The following is an 18,917-nucleotide window of genomic DNA, read 5'->3' on the forward strand; positions in this document are numbered from 1 at the left end:
CCAGTATCGGAACTGCAACCGGAATTGTAAGGCCCGACCAAGGGTGATATCGCAGGACAAAACCACAGAATAGCGACAAGGGAGACGCGGAGATGCGGCGCAAACTGGCGGCTGGAAACTGGAAAATGAACGGAACCAGCGCGGCGCTGAGCGAGTTGGACGCGCTCGCCGAGAAACACCCCTCGCCCAGCGTCGATGTCCTGATCTGCCCCCCCGCCACGCTGTTGCACCGGGCCGCGGAACGCACCCAAGGCACGGGCGTTGCCGTCGGTGGACAGGATTGCCACGCCGCAACCTCGGGTGCGCATACAGGCGACACCAGTGCCGAGATGCTGAAAGACGCCGGTGCAACGGCCGTGATTCTTGGGCATTCCGAACGGCGCGAAGACCATGGCGAACAGAACGAAGATGTGCGCGCCAAGGCCAACGCCGTGATGGAGGCTGGCCTCCAGGCGATCATCTGCGTCGGCGAAAGCCTTGAGCAGCGCGAGGCCGCCAACACGCTGGACATCATCGGAGGTCAGATGTCGGGGTCGATCCCGGACCGCTCCACCGGTGAGAACCTGATTGTCGCCTATGAGCCGATCTGGGCCATCGGTACCGGCAAGGTTCCGACATTGGACGAGATCGGCGAGGTCCATGACTTCATCCGCGCCCGGCTTGAACGTCGCTTTGGCGAGGGCGTCGGGCGCTCGGTGCGTCTGCTCTATGGTGGTTCGGTCAAACCGTCCAACGCGGCCGAGATTTTCGGCGTGTCCAATGTGGATGGCGCGTTGGTCGGTGGGGCCAGCCTGAAAGCAGCCGATTTCTCGGGCATCGTTGAAGCGCTGGAAACCGCCTAAGAGCCCTCAGGCCAGTTTCATCGTGATTAGGCCCGCGACAATCAGAACCGCTGCGCAGATACGCGTGGCGGTCACGGCTTCACCCAGAAACATGATGCCAACTAAAAACGCGCCCACCGCGCCAATGCCCGTCCAGATAACATAGGCCGTACCCAGAGGCAGGGTTCGCATCGCAAGCGCCAGCAACGCGAAGGACCCGATCATCGACACGCCCATCACAGCCGTGGGCCACAGCCGCGTGAAACCGGCCGATTGCTTCATGGCAACGGCCCAAACAATTTCCAGCAGGCCGGCAAGTAGAAGAAAAATCCAGGACATCAAGGACCCCTTTCGGATATTCGGGTCGTCCCGAATGATCACCCTTTGTGGGGAGGTCGTCCTCTGACACTATAGCTAAGCATTCGCGACCCATCTTCAAGGCACGAAAGAACCGGGCGAGAAAACTCGCCCGGTTCGCGCTCGATAGCCAATTCTAGTTGGTTATGATTTCCGGCCCCATAAAGGTGTTGGGCAGGAAGGTTGATATCCACGGAATATACGTCACCATGATCAGGAAGACGAACAGCACAGCCAGGAAGGGCAGCGCGGCCTTCACAACGCCCATCATCGGCATCCCGGCTACGCCCGAGGTCACGAACAGGTTCAGCCCGACCGGAGGTGTGATCATCCCGATCTCCATGTTGACGACCATGATGATGCCCAGATGGATCGGGTCAATGCCCAGCTCGATCGCGATCGGGAACACCAGAGGCGCCACGATCACCAGCAGGCCCGAGGGTTCCATGAACTGACCACCAATCAGCAAGATCACGTTTACCACGATCAGGAAAGTCACCGGACCCAGCCCGGCCGACAGCATGGCGCTGGCGATATGTTGCGGCACCTGCTCATCCGTCAGCACATGCTTGAGGATCAGCGCGTTGGCGATCACGAACAACAGAGTGACGGTCAGCTTGCCGGCCTCGAACAGCGTGTGCTTGGTATCAGGGTGGAAGAAAGCCGTGAGCAACGCATAGGGCTTTTTCAGCAGCGACAGGTTCTGCGCGCCTTCCTCGGTGCTGAGCGGCCCCATATCCTTGTAGACAAAGCTCGCGATGAAGAAGGCATAGACAGCAGCCACCGCAGCGGCCTCGGTTGGGGTAAAGATGCCCCCGTAGATACCGCCTAGGATGATCACGATCAGGAACAGGCCCCAACCGGCCTCGCGGGCGGAGACAAAGATCTCACCCCAGCCTTTCCAATCGCCCTTGGGCAGGTTCTTGACCTTGGCCATGACGTAAATGGTGATCATCAGCATCAATCCAGCCATCAGGCCAGGGATAACCCCTGCAAGGAACATACGCCCGACCGAGACCTCAACGGCGGCCGCGTAGACAACCATCACAATCGAAGGCGGGATCAGGATACCCAGCGTACCGGCGTTACAGATCACACCAGCGGCGAATTCCTTTGAGTAGCCCACTTGACGCATCCCTGCGATGACAATTGAGCCGATGGCAACAACAGTCGCAGGGGACGACCCTGAAAGCGCTGCGAACAACATACAAGCGAAGACGCCCGCAATCGCCAGACCGCCCGGAAGGTGTCCCACACAGGCAATCGAGAAACGGATGATCCGCCTCGCGACACCTCCGGTCGTCATGAAGGACGACGCGAGGATGAAGAACGGGATTGCCAGCAGGGTAAAATGCCCCTCGAACGCCTCGAACAATGTGCCCGCAACCGAAGCCAGTGAGCTGTCGGAATAGATCAGCAGGAACAGGGTCGAGCTGAGGCCAAGTGCCACCGCAATCGGAACCCCGATCAGTAGCAGGCCGATGACCATGGAAAATAGAAGTACAACGTCCATTAGTCATGCTCTCCTTGCTGCGCACGAACCTCTTCGATCTCATCCTCAACCTCGTGGCTGGCGACCAGACGGTCCGCCTCACCCCGCCAGATCTGCAAAGCGACCTGCGCAAAGCGGATCACCAGCAGCAACATCGACAATGGCAGGATGAAATAAGGAACAACTTTGGGCAGCTTCTCGTAATATTCGCCGTAGTTGATCAAGTCCTCGAGAAAGCGGAAAGGCGCGATCATCGGGATATCGTCAACCTCGTAAAAGCTCTGACTGCGCGCGTCAAAATTCAGACCCGTGGGAAACCAGCGTCCCGAGGTTGGCGGCAGATCCGCGAAGACAGCCCAATAATCATAGGACCCCTTCAGCAACAGCAGCGAAAACGCCAGACAACAGGCCACAGAGATCAGCGCCAGAATCCGGCGCGGCGCAGGGGCCAGCATGTTCAGGATCGCATCCACACCCAGATGGGCGTGTTTCTTGACGGCATATGACGCCCCCAAAAGCACCAGCCACCCAAACAGGAAGACCGTCAGCTCAAGCGCCCACAGGATATTCGAGTTGAAGAAGAACCGCGCGATCACGTTGGCAAAGGTCACGGCCGTCATCAGGCCAAGTAGCACCGCGATCAGGGTTTCTTCGATATGGTCGACCAGCCCAGCCGGGCCGGATTTCGCACCAGACATCTATCTGTCCCCACATTTTTTATGATGATGAGAGTGTTGGGGCGGGCCTTTGTTTGGCCCGCCCGGCCTGCGCGCAGATTACTCCCCAGTCCCCAGCGCGCGGCCTGAACCGGGATCAGAACCCAGCGTTAATGGCCTGAGCGGCGTCGATCTTGTCCTGACCTACGTCATCCGCGAACTGGTCCCAAACCGGCTTCATTGTGTCGACCCAAGCCTGACGCTGTTCGGGCGTCAGTTGACGAATGATGCCACCCGCTTCGGTGATCGAGGCCTTGGCGGCTTCGTTCACGGCAAAGGCTTCTTTGTTGCGGGTCTCGGTGACCTCAGCCAGAATGGTCAAGAATTGATCACGCACTTCCGGGTCGAGGCTGTCCAGCCAGTCCACCGAGGTCACGACGAGATAGTCGATGATACCGTGGTTGGTCTCGGTGATGCCGTCCTGCACCTCAAAGAACTTCTTGCCGTAGATGTTGGACCAGGTGTTCTCCTGCCCGTCGACAACACCCTGTTGCAGAGCGCCGTAGACTTCCGAGAACGCCATCTTTTGCGGGCTGCCTCCAATAGCTTCCATTTGCGCAACCAGCACGTCCGAGGACTGCACGCGGAACTTCAGACCATCTGCATCAGCCGGTGTTTCCAGCGGCTTGTTCGCCGACATCTGCTTCATGCCATTGTGCCAGAACGCCAGCCCCTGCAAACCGCGACGCTGCATGCTGTCCTTCATTGCCTGACCGGCATCCGAGGCCTGGAAGGCATCCACTGCGTCAATGTTTTTGAACATGAACGGCAGGTCAAACAGGCGGAACTGCTTGGTGAACTTTTCGAACTTGGACAGCGAGGGCGCGGCCAGCTGCACATCGCCCTGAAGCATCGCCTCAAGAACCTTGTCATCATTGTAGAGCGTTGAGTTCGGATAGACCTCTACACACATGACGCCCTGCATCTCGTCATTGACGCGCTGTTCCAGCAGCGAGGCAGCGATACCCTTGGGGTGCTTGTCGGTGTTCGTCACATGCGCGAACTTCACAACGATCTCACCGTCGTCACACGCAGCCATGCCCGCCGTCGCCGTTACCGTCAAAGCCAGCGCTGTGGCTGCTGTTGTTAGGAATTTCATCTGTTTTCCTCCCAGACTTCCTTGAAGTGTCTCATCGGCCCCACCTCGGCACCGTATGGACGGCAGTGAACCGACTGCTTCACGGCGAAACAACAATTTGTAACAGACTTTGGGATGTCAGGATTTATCTATTTAAAACAGCGTATTAAAACCTAAATTTAAAACACGGAATTTGACCATGATCGCACATGTGCGAAATCCCGCACATCTCTCTACGACGCTGTGCGGAATCCCGCACAGTTTTTCGAATCACCCCCGAATCGCTCTGGCACCACCCGCAGTCCGCCTTGGCGGACTGCTTGGCCCAACAGCTGTAACCGTATGCAAATGAGGGCAAAGCTGGTGGGAGGCCTCTCTATCGCCGGTAGTCTTCGGGTCGAATCTGATATCGCGCCAGTTTGTCGTAGAACGTCTTACGCGGCAACTTCAGCGCCTTCGCCGCGTCTGAGGCCTTGCCGTTGTGCCGCCCCAACGCAGCGATCAGCAACGAACGTTCCACCCGTGCCATCTGCTCGTTCAAGCCCAGATCCGTCGCCTCTGCCACCTCTTCGGGCATCCCCAAAACAAAACGCATGGCCGACGACATCAAAGAGCGGGCATTACCCGGCCAATCGCTGGCCATCAATGCCGCAAGATGCTCAGGTGATACTTCCGGTTCAGCAATCCCCGCCTGCTCAGCAGCCTGAGCGACATAGTGACGAAAGAGCGTCGGAATATCCTCGGGGCGCTCCGCCAGAGACGGAATGCGCACGCGCATCACATCCAAACGGTAGTAGAGATCCGCGTTGAACCGGCCCTCGGCAGAGATCGCAGACAGGTCGGAGGTCGTGCCCGCAATAATCCGCGCGCCCGCACCGCGCTCGATCACATCCAACGCTTCATACTGAGTAGCCTGCGGCATCACCGATATCTCGTCCAGAAACAGGGATCCGCCCTTGGCATCTTCGCAGGCTTGGGTGAATTCCTGAACGCTCAATCCGGCCGCCGCGCGTTTGACGAACGGTCCCTGCCCAACGGGCGACATCAGATGCACAACCTCGGCAACCTTGGAAATCCCGCTGCCCGCCGGGCCTGTGACCAGCACTTCGGCACCAGTCGGAGCGACACTGCGCACCCGCTCACGCAAGGCCTCGGCTTGAGGGGAAAGGCCAAACAAAAGTCGCGCTGCGGGGTCTCCGCGTTCCAGCTCTGATTTTAGCGCGCGTTGTTGGATGATATGCGCGCGGGCGTCAAACGCCCGGTCGAGCACCGCCAGAAGGTCCGCCGCAGCACAGGGTTTCTCCAGAAAGTCGAAGGCCCCCTGCCCCATGGCCTGAACCGCCATCGGAATGTCACCCTCACCCGTCAGCAAAACCACCGGCAACTCCGGGTCGATTTCTTGCGCGTAGCTGAGCAGATGAAACCCATCCCTCCCGGGCATACGGATATCTGACAGGATGACACCTGGAAAACCAGCCCGAATGTGGTCTTTGGCGGCCACAAAAGACCCCGCCGCGATCGATTGATACTCGGCAAGTTCGAGGGTCTGGGCCAGCGCCTCGCGCACCGCAGCGTCGTCATCAACCAATAAAACGACCCGACTCATGCCGCCTGTTCCTTCTCACAAGGCTCCAGCTCGACCGTGAACTCTGCCCCTTCTTCCGTGTTGATACCACGGATATTGCCCCCGAAGCTCTGAACCAGACCGTAGGATATCGAAAGCCCAAGCCCCATCCCCTCTGAAGAGCCGACGGCCTTGGTCGAATAAAATGGCTCAAACAGCTTTTCCGTGTTCTCGATCCCCGGCCCGATGTCCCGCACAGTAACCGAGAGCCTTTCACCCGGATGAATCGCGATCTGAATGCGGCGGTCTTCTTGTTGGCTCATTGCATCGGCTGCGTTGTTGATCAGGTTCACAAATACCTGCACCAACCGGACCTCGCCCCCCCAGGCAAAGACAGTATGTTCGGGCGCGGACCAGTCCAACGAGACACTTTCGGAACGCAGCCGAGCTTCGGTCAACTCGACAGCAGCGTTCAGAACCTGCACCAGATCCACGCGCCCCATCGGTTCGCTTTCATTGCGGGCAAATGCGCGCAGGTTCTTGATAATCCGCGCCATACGTGCTGCCATCTGAGAAATTCGACCCAGATTTTCCGCGGCTTTCTCGGATTTCCCTCTCTCCATGAAGGCTGAGCCGTTGTCGGCAAACTGCTGGATCGCCATCAATGGCTGGTTCAATTCATGACTGATCCCGGCGGACATCTGTCCGAGTGCACTCAGCTTACCAGCCTGAACAAGATCGGCCTGCGCGCGTTTTAGGGCGGCTTCGGCCTCCTGCCGCTCTGTGATCTCGCGACGCAGAGCAGCGTTTGCTATCGTCAGATCCTTGGTGCGTTTTGCCACACGGGTTTCCAGCACCGCGTTTGCCTCCGTCAGCGTTCGCCTGCGCTCGGTTGCCAGAAACAGCAACGCGCCGAAAGCCAAACAGAGGGCTGCAACTGTCGCGGCCTGCAAGCGGGCCAATCGCCGGGCCGGAGCGACATCCATCAAGACCTCGCCGGTCATGCCGATCACTGGCAATTCCTTGACAAGATGCAAAGCCCGTCGCGGTAGATATGGGCTCCAATCCAGTGTCCAGAGTTCATACGGCCCCAGGCGCCGCGACTGGAAAGATACGGTCCGGCCATTCGGAGGAGTCAAACCGACCTCCTCACCCACGCGTTGCCACATCAACAATTCCAGCCGGTTCGAAATGAAGACCAGACCGGAGTGGTCAACAAAGAACACCGCTTCTGTGCTGCCTCGCCAAGTTTGTTCGATATCCTCAACGTCGGCAATCACGATCAAAGCCCCGATCACCGAACCACTCTCATCGAAATCGGGTGCAGCATAGGTGAATATGCGTCTACCAGCTGCTGGCAGAATACCATGTGCACTTCCCAGTGCCCCTTGCATGGCGCGTGTGAAGGCTGGATTGTCTTGGACTGAGACGGCGACGCCTTCGTGTGCAGACGCCAGAACCGTCCCGGACCGGTCGGCATAAAGAACGTCGACCGCCGCCGTTTTGTCCGAGACCTCCAACAGCAACGCCTGCGCGGTGGCGCGTCCGGATAGTGTATCCAGATCCTCAAGCACTGGGTGGCTGGCCATAAGCACCGCCAGTTCCTGATATACCTGCAACTGAGTGGTCAACCTATCCGCCGCCAGATCCAGATCCGCCTCGGCCTTCTCGCTGAGTTGAAACACAGCCTGCCGGTAGCCATAGGACCATACAGTCGAAGACAAAACTCCGACCATCAGTAGAAATCCGGCAATGACCAAAATACGCTGCATGTCCTACGGTCTTGCATTGGCGGCGTCTTATGGCAAGTCTGCACAACTTCCAAAAAGCTTCGTGCCAGACTGCATCCCGCCGCAAAGACGAAATAAATCAGCCTCCGGGCGGGCAAAAGATTCAAGAAAACCTCGCTACCGCACGATGCCTCCGGCGGGGATATTTAGGGCCAGATGAAGCATGGGATGCTTTATTCATCTGGCTAAAAATACCTCGGGGGGGGGGTCGCCCCTTCAGGGGCGGCGGGGGCAGCGCCCCCAATCTATTGCTAGCTCTCCACCAAAGCGTTGAGAGGCAGCATCGTGGTCGACTTGATCTCTTCCATCGACAAAAGGGCGGTCACGTTGTGAACACGCACCTCTGATATCAGCTGTTGGTAGAACTGATCATAGGCGCGGGCATTCTTGACCCTCACTTTCAAGATGTAGTCGATGTCCCCTGCCAGCCGATGGGCTTCTTGGACTTCAGGTTGATCACGCAGGGCCTTCAGGAACTTGCGCTGCCATTCGGCCTCATGCTCAGAGGTCCGGATCAAGACGAAGAACGTGGCCTCGAAACCAAGCGCTTCAGCATCAAGCAAAACGGTCTGCTGACCGATGATTCCGGCCCCCTTCAACTTGCGGATTCGATTCCACACAGGCGTCTTGGAACTGCCGACCTGCGCCGCTATTTCGTCCAGAGATTGGCTGGCATCGCGCTGCAGTTCAGCCAGAATTTTCCGATCTGTGTCGTCTATTCGCACCGACATTCCAATTTTCCTTACGTTTCGAAACCAGCGTTCCAAATTCTCGATTCTAAAGAACGTACGTTCTTATTTAGCGCGGCATATGGCGCATTACCGGGAATATTTCCTATATATCAGGACAAGTCAAACCAACTGGAACAGAAGATGACGCAGTCGGAGTCACAAAAGAACCTGGGACATGTCGATTTTGTCGGCGCAGGACCCGGTGATCTGGATTTGCTCACGCTCAAGGCAGTCAAAGCCTTTGAGCGGGCCGATGTCGTGCTGCATGATCGCCTAATCAGCGCAGAGGTTCTGAAACTGGCTGGTCAGTCCGCAATTCTGGTCGATGTTGGCAAGGCCGGTTTCGGGCCTTCGTGGAAACAGGAAGACATCGACGCACTGCTTGTTTCTCACGCCCTTAAGGGCCAACGTATTGTGCGTTTGAAATCGGGCGACCCGACCGTGTTCGGGCGTCTGGATGAAGAAATTGAGGCTGTTGCGGCCGCAGGTATCTCGTGGCAGATCGTTCCGGGTATCACTGCAGCATCTGCCGCCGTGGCCGGGATCGGTCAAAGCCTAACGCGTCGTGGTCGCAACTCCTCGGTTCGGTTTCTGACCGGCCACGATATGAAGGGGTTCGCGGATCACGACTGGGCGGCTCTTGCACGCGAGGGATCAGTTGCGGCGGTCTACATGGGCAAGAAATCAGCGCGGTTCATTCAGGGCCGCCTGATCATGCACGGTGCCGACCGTCAGACGCCTGTGACGCTGATCGAGAACGCCTCGCGCCCTGATCAACGCATTCTGGAAACCAATCTGGACCGTTTACCCAAGGATCTGGCTGCTGCCGAGATGAACGGCCCAGCCCTCATGTTTTATGGTCTCGCTCCGCGCCAAGCGGCCCTGGCCCTGACCGAATTCAAAAAGGAGCATGCCTGATGGCCCGCGCTTTTACCCCCAAAGTCGTCACCGCCAACGATCTGCTCGAAGGTGACGTGATATATCAGACCGAAGATGACCGCTGGTCGCGTGAACTGTCCGAGGCCGAGCTGATCACCGATGAGGCCCATGCGCAGGTCCGTTTGCTGGACGCCGCGCGTCAGGCGAACAAGATCGTCGGCGCATATCTGGCCGATGCAGTCGCCGGTGAAAACGGCCCCGAACCCACCCATTTCCGAGAGGAGTTCCGCCGCACCGGACCCTCGAACTATGCCCATGGCAAGCAGGAAACACAGTCGCAGCCCCGGGCCTGACCTCCGGCCCCTTTCTCCCCATTAAGGCCCCAAGGTTTCGGGGCTGCATTTAAGGACAGCTACACATGTATCGCTACTCCGAGTTTGACACAGCATTCCTGGCCGAGCGCAACCGTCAGTTCCGCGCACAGGTCGAACGCCGCATCGACGGCTCGCTGACCGAGGATGAATTCAAGCCGCTGCGCCTGATGAACGGCCTGTATCTGCAGCTGCACGCCTATATGTTGCGGGTTGCCATTCCCTACGGCACGCTCTCCAGCGCACAGATGCGCCAACTGGCACTTCTGGCCGAGAAATGGGACAAGGGCTATGGCCATTTCACCACCCGTCAGAACATCCAGTACAACTGGCCGAAACTGAAAGACGTGCCGGATATGCTGGACGCGCTGGCCGAAGTTGGCATGCACGCCATTCAGACCTCGGGCAACACGATCCGTAACGTGACAGCCGACCACTTTGCCGGTGCTGCCGCGGATGAAATCGCTGACCCACGCCCATATGCCGAACTGCTGCGCCAGTGGTCGACTGACCACCCGGAATTCCAGTTCATGCCGCGTAAGTTCAAGATCGCCATCACGGGCTCGGAAAACGACCGCGCCGTGATCAAAGCGCACGATATCGGCCTTCAACTGGTTGAGCGTGACGGCGTTCTGGGCGCCCGCGTGATCGTAGGTGGCGGTCTGGGCCGTACACCCATGATCGGTAAGGAACTGTCTGAGTTCGTCGCCTTTGACGACCTGCTGGCCTATCTTGAGGCTACCGTTTCCGTGTGGAACCAGATCGGTCGCCGTGACAACAAATACAAAGCACGGATCAAGATCACCGTGCACGAGCATGGCATCGACGCCATCCGCGCCAAAGTCAACGAGCGCTTCTTGCAGGTACGCCCGCAGTTCAAAGGCGCCGACATGGCGCTGCTGGAAGAGATCAAGGATCATTTTGCAGCGCCAGACTTCCGCGAAGCTTCGGTTGCGTCGTTTGAGTCCGCCTACACCAACGATCCGGTCTTCCGGTCGTGGGTCGACACCAACATCGCGCCGCACAAGAATGCGGATCACGCGATCGTCACGATCTCGATCAAGAAGCACGGGAAAACGCCGGGCGATGCAACCGCCGAGCAGATGCGTGTGATGGCCGATCTGGCCGAAGAGTTCGCCTATGACGAACTGCGCATCAGCCATGAGCAGAACGTGATCCTGCCGCATGTCCACAAATCGGACCTGCCCGCGATCCACGCCAAGTTGAAAGAGCACGAGCTGGCCACAGCCAATATCGGCCTGATCAGCGACATCATCGCCTGCCCCGGCATGGATTATTGTGCGCTGGCGACAGCCCGCTCGATCCCGGTTGCAGAACAGATCGCGACCCGTTTTGATGAGTTGAAGCTGGAGCATGATATCGGCCACCTGAAGATCAAGATCTCGGGCTGCATCAACGCCTGTGGTCACCACCATGTCGGCCATATCGGCATTCTGGGTCTGGATCGCGCTGGCGTCGAGAACTACCAGATTACGCTGGGTGGCGACGGTACCGAGACCGCGGCCATCGGCGACCGCACAGGTCCCGGCTTTGCTTATGATGAGATCGTTCCGGCCGTCGAGCGCATCGTCGACACTTATCTGAACCAGCGGGAGAGCGCTGAAGAAACCTTCCTGGAAACCTACCGCCGTGTCGGTATGGCGCCCTTCAAGGCTGCACTCTACCCCGAGGCACAGGCCAATGCCGCTTGATCTGATCCAGACGGAACTGGGTAAAGATCGCGCTGAACTGACCGAAAAGGTCAACGCGCTGAACGCCCGGTTCCGCCATCACTCGGCGCATGATGTCATGCACGGAGCTATTGAGGAAATCGACGATCTGGCTCTGGTTTCAAGCTTTGGGGCCGAGTCGGTTGTTCTGTTGCACATGGCTGCCGTCGTCGACCAGATGACGCCGGTTCTTTTTGTCGACACCATGATGTTGTTTGCGGAAACGCTTGAATATCAACAGGATGTCAGCGAACGCCTCGGCCTGAAGAACGTCAAGATCATCCGCGCCGAGGATGAGGACATCCAGCGTGAGGACCCCTATGGCGCGCTGCGTCTGCGGGATACGGATGCGTGCTGCAACCTGCGCAAGACCTTCCCGCTGCAACAGGCCTTGACCGGCTATTGCGGTTGGATCACCGGTCGCAAGCGGTTTCAGGCGGGCACCCGCGCCGCGCTCGAGTTCTTTGAGGTCGAGGACGGCACAGGCCGGATCAAGGTCAACCCGCTGGCCCATTGGGCGCCCGAGGACGTGCGCGCCTACATGGATGAAAACAACCTGCCCCGCCATCCGCTAGTGGCTAAAGGTTACCCCTCGATCGGCTGTGCGCCCTGCACCTCACCGGTCAAGGAAGGCGAAGACCCCCGCGCCGGACGTTGGCGCGACCAGAACAAAGAGGAATGCGGCATCCATTTTGTCGATGGCAAAATGGTGCGCGCCGGAGAGATAACATGAACGTAATTGTATCGGATGAGGGGTTCTCCCCCGATGATTGGACCGACGGCTTTGTCACGCTTGAGGACGCGGCCAATGATGTTGTGGCGCTTGATGTGGCCTCGGATACCGACCCCGATGAGCTGGTCGAGCGCCTTGGCAATGCACAGATGGTGCGGGTGGACTTCCCGTCCTCGGCGGATGGTCGCGGTTTCACCATTGCCCGCGTGTTGCGCCTGAAAGGCTATACGGGCCGTTTGCGCGCCAAAGGGCACGTTCTGGCCGATCAATACGCCATGGCCCGCCGCAGCGGTTTTGACGAGGTCGAGATCGACGACGCCCTCGCCGCGCGCCAGCCCGAAGATCAGTGGTTGACCCGCGCCAACTGGGAAGAAAACAACTACCAGGCCCGCCTGCGGGGCTGACCCCGCCATCGCCAGCTTGTGACACGAAAGGGGCATTTCGCCCCTTTTCCTGACTTGGATCAAAGATTAAACGGAGATGTCGGTTTAGCAGACCGATAGCGAAACGATGACAGAGATGAAGCCCGTGAGTGAAGCAACCGCCGTAAAGGCCCCCGTTCTGCCGGACGCCCAGACCGTGACCGAGGTCAAACACTGGACCGACAGCCTGTTCTCGTTCCGGGTGTCGCGCCCTGCGACGCTGCGTTTCCGCTCGGGTGAGTTCGTGATGATCGGCCTGATGGGCGATCCTGATCCCAAAACCGGTCGGCAGAAACCGCTGCTGCGCGCCTACTCGATTGCGTCTCCGTCCTGGGACGAAGAGCTGGAATTCTACTCGATCAAGGTACAGGACGGCCCGCTGACCTCGAAGCTGCAGCACATCCAGCCCGGCGATCAGATCATCCTGCGACCCAAACCCGTGGGCACGCTGGTGCATGACGCCCTGCTGCCCGGCAAACGCCTGTGGTTCTTCGCCACCGGCACCGGCTTTGCCCCCTTCGCCTCGCTGCTGCGCGAGCCTCAGACCTATGAGGACTATGACGAAGTGATCATCACCCATACCTGCCGCGAAGTGGCCGAGCTGGAATATGGCCGCCAGTTGATCGAAAACATCCGTCAGGACGAAATGCTGGCCGAACTGATTGGCGAAGGCTTTGCCGAAAAGATCCGCTACTACCCAACAACGACCCGGGAAGAGAGCCCAAAGATGGGCCGCATCACAAACCTGCTGAAAGACGGCACCGTGTTTGCCGATCTGGGGATCGAAGGCGGTATCAAGCCGGAAACCGACCGTGCGATGGTCTGCGGTTCGCTGGCATTCAACTTGGACATCAAGGAAATCCTAGAGGAATTCGGCCTGCGCGAAGGTGCAAACTCGGAGCCCAAAGAGTTCGTAATCGAAAAAGCATTTGTAGGCTGATCAACCTATTTGGCCGGGTCCATCGGGTCCCGGCCAGCTGTTTCCTGTGTTCAATCTTGGGAAATTCCAGTCTTTAAGCCTTTATGCTGCTTGAAACACTGCGCGCACCCGTCTAAATTCCCACCTCGAAATTCTGCAATCATCAAAGGAATGAACCCATAGCTCGCAGACCCCACAACGCGCCGCCGCAGAGAGACACTGGCCCGCGCGTCAATGAAAAGATACGTGCCCCCGAAATCCGCCTGATTGGTGCCGAAGGTGAAAATGTCGGGGTGGTTCATCCCGCCAAAGCCATGCAACTTGCCGCCGATGCCGGCCTTGATCTGGTCGAGATCTCGCCCAATGCGAACCCGCCGGTCTGCAAGATCATGGATTTTGGCAAGTTCAAGTACGAACAGCAGAAACGCGAAAGCGAAGCCCGCAAGAAACAAAAGATCATCGAGGTGAAAGAGGTCAAATTCCGACCCAACACCGACACGCATGACTATGAAGTCAAAATGAAGAACGTCTATAAGTTCTTGGAAAAGGGCGACAAGGTCAAAGTCACCCTGCGCTTCCGCGGCCGTGAGATGGCGCACCAGAACTTGGGTCGCGAACTGCTGGAACGCGTTGCCGAAGACATCAAGGAACTGGGCAAGGTTGAGAATATGCCCAAGATGGAAGGCCGTCAGATGATCATGATGATCGGCCCGTTGCCACAGAAGTAATTCGGCCCATCACCGAAAATACCAAAGCCCCTTCGACCACCGAAGGGGCTTTTTTCATCCCGCTTTCCGGTCGCGCATCCAACGGGCCGCATCCCGCACGTCGAAAATCAACGAGATGACATCGACAATCAGCAGCAGCCACAGGAATCGAATGTAGGCCGGGTTGAGCGTTTCTGCTGCGCTCAGCATCCCTGCAACCACAATCACCAGCGGAACCCAGCACAGGAGATGCGGCAGGGCCATTGCCCCGCTCATCCCACGCGCAGCAATCATGATCGGCAGGTTCAACGCCATCCCCGTGATTGCAAGAGCGGCAATCAAAACCCCCTGCGGCTGGTCCAGAAAGAACAGCGGCATCAGGTTGACCGGAACCAAAATCACGGCCACCCAGATTTGCACCCAAAAGGGTAACCCTCGGAAACTCTGCCAAATATCCTGCACCATGGTCGCGACCTTTTTTCAGTTCGCGCCAAACTTAGCGAAACTGCGTGGCGCGAAAAGGGCTGTCACGGGATTGTCAGATCACAGCGGCGATCGCCCGGCCAAGCTTGGCGACAAGCTCGTCCATCTGCTCCTCTTCGATGATGAAGGGCGGAGCCAAAAGGATGTGATCTCCGGCCTTACCGTCGCGCGTCCCCGACATCGGATAGCAGATCAACCCCTCGGCCATCGCAGCCTTTTTGATCTTTGCAGCCACCCCCAGCGCCGGATCGAACGGAGTTTTGCTTTCGCGATCCGCGACCAGTTCAATCCCGCGAAACAGGCCGCGCCCCCGGATATCGCCCACATGGGCGTGCTGCCCAAAAGCCGCTTCCAGCGCTGATTGAAGTTTAGCCCCCATCACACCGGCTCGGGCGGGCAGGTCTCGGCTGGTCAATTCACGAACCACCGCCAAGGCCGCAGCCGTTGCCACCGGATGGCCAATATAGGTATGACCATGCTGGAAAAAGCCCGAGCCCTGTTGGATCGCATCATAGATTTTATCCGTGCAGAGCATCGCCCCAATCGGTTGATATCCGGCCCCCAACCCTTTGGCGATGCACAGAATATCCGGTGCAACGCCGTCGTGGTCGCAAGCATACAGATGCCCGGTTCGGCCCATTCCACACATGACTTCATCGAGGATCAGCAGAACCCCGTATTGGTCACAAATTTCGCGAATACGCTTGAAATACCCCTCGACCGCCGGAACGGCCCCGAGGGTCGCCCCGACAACCGGTTCCGCCATGAACGCCATGACGGTTTCCGGCCCAAGACGCAGGATCTCCTGCTCCAACTCATTCGCAACGCGCTGACCGTAGTCAAAGCTGCTCTCACCCTCAGGCTTTTCCGCGTATTCATAACACGCCGAGATATGGGTCATCTCGATCAGCATCGGCGCGAACTGTGCCCGCCGCCATGCATTGCCACCAGCAGACAGCGCACCCAGCGTATTGCCGTGATAGCTTTGACGCCGCGCGATCACATGGCGACGCTCAGGCTGACCGATCTCAAGGAAATACTGGCGCGCCAGCTTGATCGCCGCCTCGGTCGCCTCGGAGCCGCCTGAGACGAAATACACCCGGTCCAAATCGCCCGGCACATGCTGGATCAAAAGATCGGCCAGCTCTTCTGCCGGTTCCGAGGTCATAAAGCCACTATGGGCAAAGGCGATCTGTTCAACCTGCTCCTGAACAGCCTCGATCACCGCCCGATTGGAGTGCCCCAAACAAGACACGGCCGCGTCGCCACAATCCAGATAGCGTTTGCCGTTGGCATCAATCAGGTAACACCCGTCGCCGCCTGCCGCGATGGGCAACTCGGCCTTCGTGTGGCGAGGAAACACATGGCTCATTCTTGTTCTCCTTTGATCAACGACACGAGTGCTGCAACCGAAGCCGCGTTGTTCGGCCAAGTCTGGCCCGAGGAATCCGTCAGGCTATTCTCAAACCCGACGCGCACATCCCCACCTTGCCGCGCGGCCTTCAGCAAACACGCGTGTTCCTGTGTGCCAAACGCGCAGAGCATCCACGGACCACCCTCAAGCGGAAACTGATCCAAATCTTCGGGCGAGGACTCCTGCCCCGTCGCATACCGCCCCAAAACAAACAGGCGATCCACCTGCCCGGCCCTCACAACGCCTTCAGCCCGCAATCGCGCCAACAAAGCCGCGTCCTCCGCATCGTAGAGGATATGCTGTACCCGCGTTCCCTGATCGTGGCACAGGCCGTAAACCCGATCTGCCATCTCCGCGACCTCGCGCACAGAGATCGACGCCCAAATGGGCCGCACCTGCCGCAAGCACTCGAACTGAGCCTCTGCGTCATAGACCCCTGCCGCCTCGGTCGTGATCTGCACCTCCAGACCGGGCAACTGCTGGCGCAACTCGCCTAGGGCTTCACTATACAGCCCCGCATCCAAAGAGTGCCGCCCCTCGGCGTCCCGAACATGCAGATGTAGCCCGTCCGCTCCGGCCGAATGGCAATCACGCGCGGTTTGAAGGGATTCCCGCAAGCTCACCGGTAGCTGAGGATGATCCGCATGCCCACGCCGCGCCCCATTGGGGGCAACAAGGACATAGGGTTTTCCTGCTTCGGACGTCATGAAACTCTCCGTTCTGTTTCGGGTCGATCTACGCTCATACAGTTCGTTTTCAATTGGCTATTTTCAAAACATATGTTTTCTTCTGTTTTATGACCGACGCCCTAAACCCCTTGATCTCTGCTCTCCGGCAATCAATCGACCAAATGCCGCCGCAACTACAGGCGGCAGCCAAATATGTGATAGACCATCCGGGCGACTTTGGCCTCGACCCGATCCGCACGACCGCGACGAAGATCGGTGTCAGCTCAAACGTTCTTGTCCGCCTCGCCCAACGGATGGGCTTTGATAGCTACAACGCCTTCCGAAGCCCCTTTCGAAATGCCTTGGTCACGGATGGCGAGACCCGCTTGGATCAAGATTGGTTGAGCGCGGAGCGAACAGACCCTTCGTTCGACACCGCTCAGGCAGGGTTTGCGCGCAATGAAATGAACGTCGTGGCAAGATCCCTACGATTGATGGATCCGGTGAAAACAAACGCCGTGATCCGGCTTATCTTAAACGCCAATCGCTGCTTCATCACAGCAACGCGCGCAAGCTACGCGCTCGCCCATTACTTCCACTATGCAGGCCGCATGGCCCATCCGGGTTTGCAACTGATCCCGCGTCACATGGGGTCCGCGACCGACGATCTGCTGGATGCGGGGTCAGATGATTGTCTGTTGGCCATAACCGTTCGACCCTATTCGTCCGAGACGATCCGAACCATGCGCTTCGCCGCGGACCGAGGTTTGAAGATCATCCTGATCTCGGACAGCGACATGATCGCACCCGGTATACGCCCAGACCTGAGCCTGCAGATCAGCACGCGGTCGATGCACCACTTCTCTAGCTTCTCCGGAGCGATGGCCGTTCTGGAATGCCTGCTCAGCCACCTCTTTGCAGCTGGTGGAGAAAACGCACAGCGCCGCGTGGAAGCCTATGAGAAAACACGCGAAGACACCGGGGCCTATTGGCAACCTGCAAAGCTACCGAAGGTTAGAAAACCATAGCAAAAGCCCCGGGGTTTTGCCCGGGGCTTTGGAGTTTATCGCCTATGCGGTTACGAGCAGTCTTGAACCGCCCGTTTCGTCATCACCCCAACCAAATGCGCGCGGTAGTCTTTACTGCCATGCAGATCGGAGATCATGTTCATCGGGTTGACACTCAGCCCCATCAACGCCTCGACGCTGAAGGATTTGTTCAAGGCCTCTTCGGCCTCCGCCCACCGGAACACGCCGTCTTCGCTGGCGCCGGTCACGGTCACGCGGACACCATCCGCAAACCGCGCCACGTAGACACCGACCAATGCAAATCGGGACGCAGGCTGCAGGAACTTCTGATAGCTCGCCGCCTGCGGCACCGGGAACCGGACCGAGGTGATGATCTCACCCTCATCCAGCGCGGTGGCAAACATGCCTTGAAAGAAGTCATCTGCCGCGATCTGCCGCGCGCTGGTCACGATGGTTGCGCCCGAGCCCAGCACACCCGCCGGATAACAGGCCGCCGGATCATTGTTGGCCACCGACCCGCCAATGGTGCCGCGATTGCGCACCGCCGGATCACCGATCTGCCCCGCCAGCGCGGCCAGCGCCGGATACGACCCCGCCGCCTCACGCGCCACCGTGGCATGGGGCGTCGCCCCGCCAATGACGACCGAGCCGTCATCCTCGACGCAGACACCCTGCATCTCGGCAATCCCACCCATGCTGACCAGCACCGATGGCGCCGCCAGGCGCTGCTTCAGCGTCGGGATCAGCGTCTGACCCCCGCCCAATGGCTGCGCATCCTCGGCCCCCAACGCGGCAACCGCGTCGGCAATGCTCGAGGGCTTCTCAAACTCGAAACTGTACATTCCGCTTTTCCTTTCCGAAGAGCGCAAATCCGCTCTTCATCTGGCTAAAAATACCTCGGGGGTCCGGGGGCTGGCCCCCGGTCCACCCTCTCAACTCAGCTGTTCATCGCCGCCCAAACGCGCGACGGGCTCACCGGCATGTCGATGTGATCCACCGCCTTGCCGCCCGAGT

Annotated in this window: 19 protein-coding genes and 1 pseudogene; 9 read left to right on the plus strand and 11 right to left on the minus strand. The window is 58.7% G+C overall.

The window, feature by feature from the left end:
- Positions 1–92 precede the first annotated feature (92 nt).
- Positions 93–842 carry a triose-phosphate isomerase gene (tpiA, locus tag ACXAH8_RS04030; RefSeq protein WP_475216216.1) on the plus strand — a complete coding sequence of 250 codons (750 nt, stop codon included), beginning with the start codon at positions 93–95 and terminating at the stop codon, positions 840–842.
- A 6-nt stretch (positions 843–848) separates the two neighbouring features.
- Here the strand turns inward: tpiA and ACXAH8_RS04035 are convergent, their stop codons facing one another.
- From ACXAH8_RS04035 to ACXAH8_RS04065, 7 genes are all read right to left on the minus strand, one after another.
- Positions 849–1,160 carry a DMT family transporter gene (locus tag ACXAH8_RS04035; RefSeq protein WP_170373583.1) on the minus strand — a complete coding sequence of 104 codons (312 nt, stop codon included), beginning with the start codon at positions 1,158–1,160 and terminating at the stop codon, positions 849–851.
- Between the two features lie 154 nt (positions 1,161–1,314).
- Complete coding sequence (locus ACXAH8_RS04040) at positions 1,315–2,691, minus strand: TRAP transporter large permease (protein WP_170467161.1); 1,377 nt, start codon at positions 2,689–2,691, stop codon at positions 1,315–1,317.
- The gene (locus tag ACXAH8_RS04045; RefSeq protein WP_475216219.1) at positions 2,691–3,368 is read right to left on the minus strand and encodes a TRAP transporter small permease; all 678 of its coding nucleotides are present in this window, start codon (positions 3,366–3,368) and stop codon (positions 2,691–2,693) included. The genes ACXAH8_RS04040 and ACXAH8_RS04045 overlap by 1 nt, the downstream gene beginning before the upstream one ends.
- Positions 3,369–3,483: 115 nt before the next feature.
- Complete coding sequence (locus ACXAH8_RS04050; protein WP_170458080.1) at positions 3,484–4,485, minus strand: DctP family TRAP transporter solute-binding subunit; 1,002 nt, start codon at positions 4,483–4,485, stop codon at positions 3,484–3,486.
- A 355-nt stretch (positions 4,486–4,840) separates the two neighbouring features.
- Positions 4,841–6,070, minus strand: a complete 1,230-nt coding sequence (locus tag ACXAH8_RS04055) for a sigma-54-dependent transcriptional regulator (protein ID WP_475216221.1) — start codon at positions 6,068–6,070, stop codon at positions 4,841–4,843.
- Positions 6,067–7,800 (minus strand): sensor histidine kinase, encoded by a 1,734-nt coding sequence (locus ACXAH8_RS04060; protein WP_475216223.1) that lies wholly within the window; start codon positions 7,798–7,800, stop codon positions 6,067–6,069. Before ACXAH8_RS04060 ends, ACXAH8_RS04055 begins: the two co-directional genes overlap by 4 nt.
- Before the next feature lie 269 nt (positions 7,801–8,069).
- On the minus strand, positions 8,070–8,549 hold the full coding sequence (locus tag ACXAH8_RS04065; RefSeq protein WP_170373577.1) for an Lrp/AsnC family transcriptional regulator: 480 nt from the start codon (positions 8,547–8,549) through the stop codon (positions 8,070–8,072).
- Positions 8,550–8,720: 171 nt separating this feature from the next.
- Here ACXAH8_RS04065 and cobA point away from each other — a divergent pair.
- The 7 genes and pseudogenes from cobA to infC form a co-directional block, all read left to right on the plus strand.
- Positions 8,721–9,467 (plus strand): annotated as a pseudogene (gene cobA / locus ACXAH8_RS04070) (uroporphyrinogen-III C-methyltransferase); the annotation flags it as partial.
- Positions 9,467–9,781 carry a DUF2849 domain-containing protein gene (locus ACXAH8_RS04075; RefSeq protein WP_170373575.1) on the plus strand — a complete coding sequence of 105 codons (315 nt, stop codon included), beginning with the start codon at positions 9,467–9,469 and terminating at the stop codon, positions 9,779–9,781. The pseudogene cobA and the gene ACXAH8_RS04075, both read left to right, overlap by 1 nt.
- A 65-nt stretch (positions 9,782–9,846) precedes the next feature.
- Positions 9,847–11,511 carry a nitrite/sulfite reductase gene (locus tag ACXAH8_RS04080; protein ID WP_475216227.1) on the plus strand — a complete coding sequence of 555 codons (1,665 nt, stop codon included), beginning with the start codon at positions 9,847–9,849 and terminating at the stop codon, positions 11,509–11,511.
- Positions 11,501–12,262, plus strand: a complete 762-nt coding sequence (locus ACXAH8_RS04085) for a phosphoadenylyl-sulfate reductase (RefSeq protein ID WP_475216229.1) — start codon at positions 11,501–11,503, stop codon at positions 12,260–12,262. The genes ACXAH8_RS04080 and ACXAH8_RS04085 overlap by 11 nt, the downstream gene beginning before the upstream one ends.
- Positions 12,259–12,666 (plus strand): DUF934 domain-containing protein, encoded by a 408-nt coding sequence (locus tag ACXAH8_RS04090; protein WP_475216233.1) that lies wholly within the window; start codon positions 12,259–12,261, stop codon positions 12,664–12,666. Before ACXAH8_RS04085 ends, ACXAH8_RS04090 begins: the two co-directional genes overlap by 4 nt.
- A gap of 106 nt (positions 12,667–12,772) precedes the next feature.
- Entirely contained in the window at positions 12,773–13,624 is an 852-nt protein-coding gene (locus ACXAH8_RS04095) for a ferredoxin--NADP reductase (RefSeq protein ID WP_475216235.1), read from the plus strand.
- Positions 13,625–13,869: 245 nt separating this feature from the next.
- A complete protein-coding gene (infC, locus tag ACXAH8_RS04100) occupies positions 13,870–14,331 on the plus strand; it encodes a translation initiation factor IF-3 (RefSeq protein ID WP_475216281.1) in 462 nt (153 codons plus the stop codon).
- 54 nt (positions 14,332–14,385) lie between these two features.
- Here infC and ACXAH8_RS04105 read toward each other — a convergent pair whose 3' ends face one another.
- The 3 genes from ACXAH8_RS04105 to ACXAH8_RS04115 form a co-directional block, all read right to left on the minus strand.
- On the minus strand, positions 14,386–14,775 hold the full coding sequence (locus ACXAH8_RS04105) for a hypothetical protein (protein WP_475216237.1): 390 nt from the start codon (positions 14,773–14,775) through the stop codon (positions 14,386–14,388).
- Between the two features lie 73 nt (positions 14,776–14,848).
- Positions 14,849–16,165 carry an aspartate aminotransferase family protein gene (locus tag ACXAH8_RS04110; protein WP_475216239.1) on the minus strand — a complete coding sequence of 439 codons (1,317 nt, stop codon included), beginning with the start codon at positions 16,163–16,165 and terminating at the stop codon, positions 14,849–14,851.
- Positions 16,162–16,914: a beta-keto acid cleavage family enzyme gene (locus ACXAH8_RS04115; RefSeq protein ID WP_475216243.1), complete on the minus strand. Its 753-nt coding sequence runs from the start codon at positions 16,912–16,914 to the stop codon at positions 16,162–16,164. Before ACXAH8_RS04115 ends, ACXAH8_RS04110 begins: the two co-directional genes overlap by 4 nt.
- A gap of 143 nt (positions 16,915–17,057) precedes the next feature.
- On the opposite strand from ACXAH8_RS04115, the gene ACXAH8_RS04120 reads away from it, so the two are divergent.
- Complete coding sequence (locus ACXAH8_RS04120) at positions 17,058–17,903, plus strand: MurR/RpiR family transcriptional regulator (protein WP_475216246.1); 846 nt, start codon at positions 17,058–17,060, stop codon at positions 17,901–17,903.
- A 50-nt stretch (positions 17,904–17,953) separates the two neighbouring features.
- On the opposite strand, the gene ACXAH8_RS04125 is transcribed toward ACXAH8_RS04120, so the two are convergent.
- Entirely contained in the window at positions 17,954–18,745 is a 792-nt protein-coding gene (locus tag ACXAH8_RS04125; protein WP_475216248.1) for an FAD binding domain-containing protein, read from the minus strand.
- Positions 18,746–18,917 lie beyond the last annotated feature (172 nt).

It is taken from the genome of Ruegeria sp. ABV3_008 (assembly GCF_056161185.1).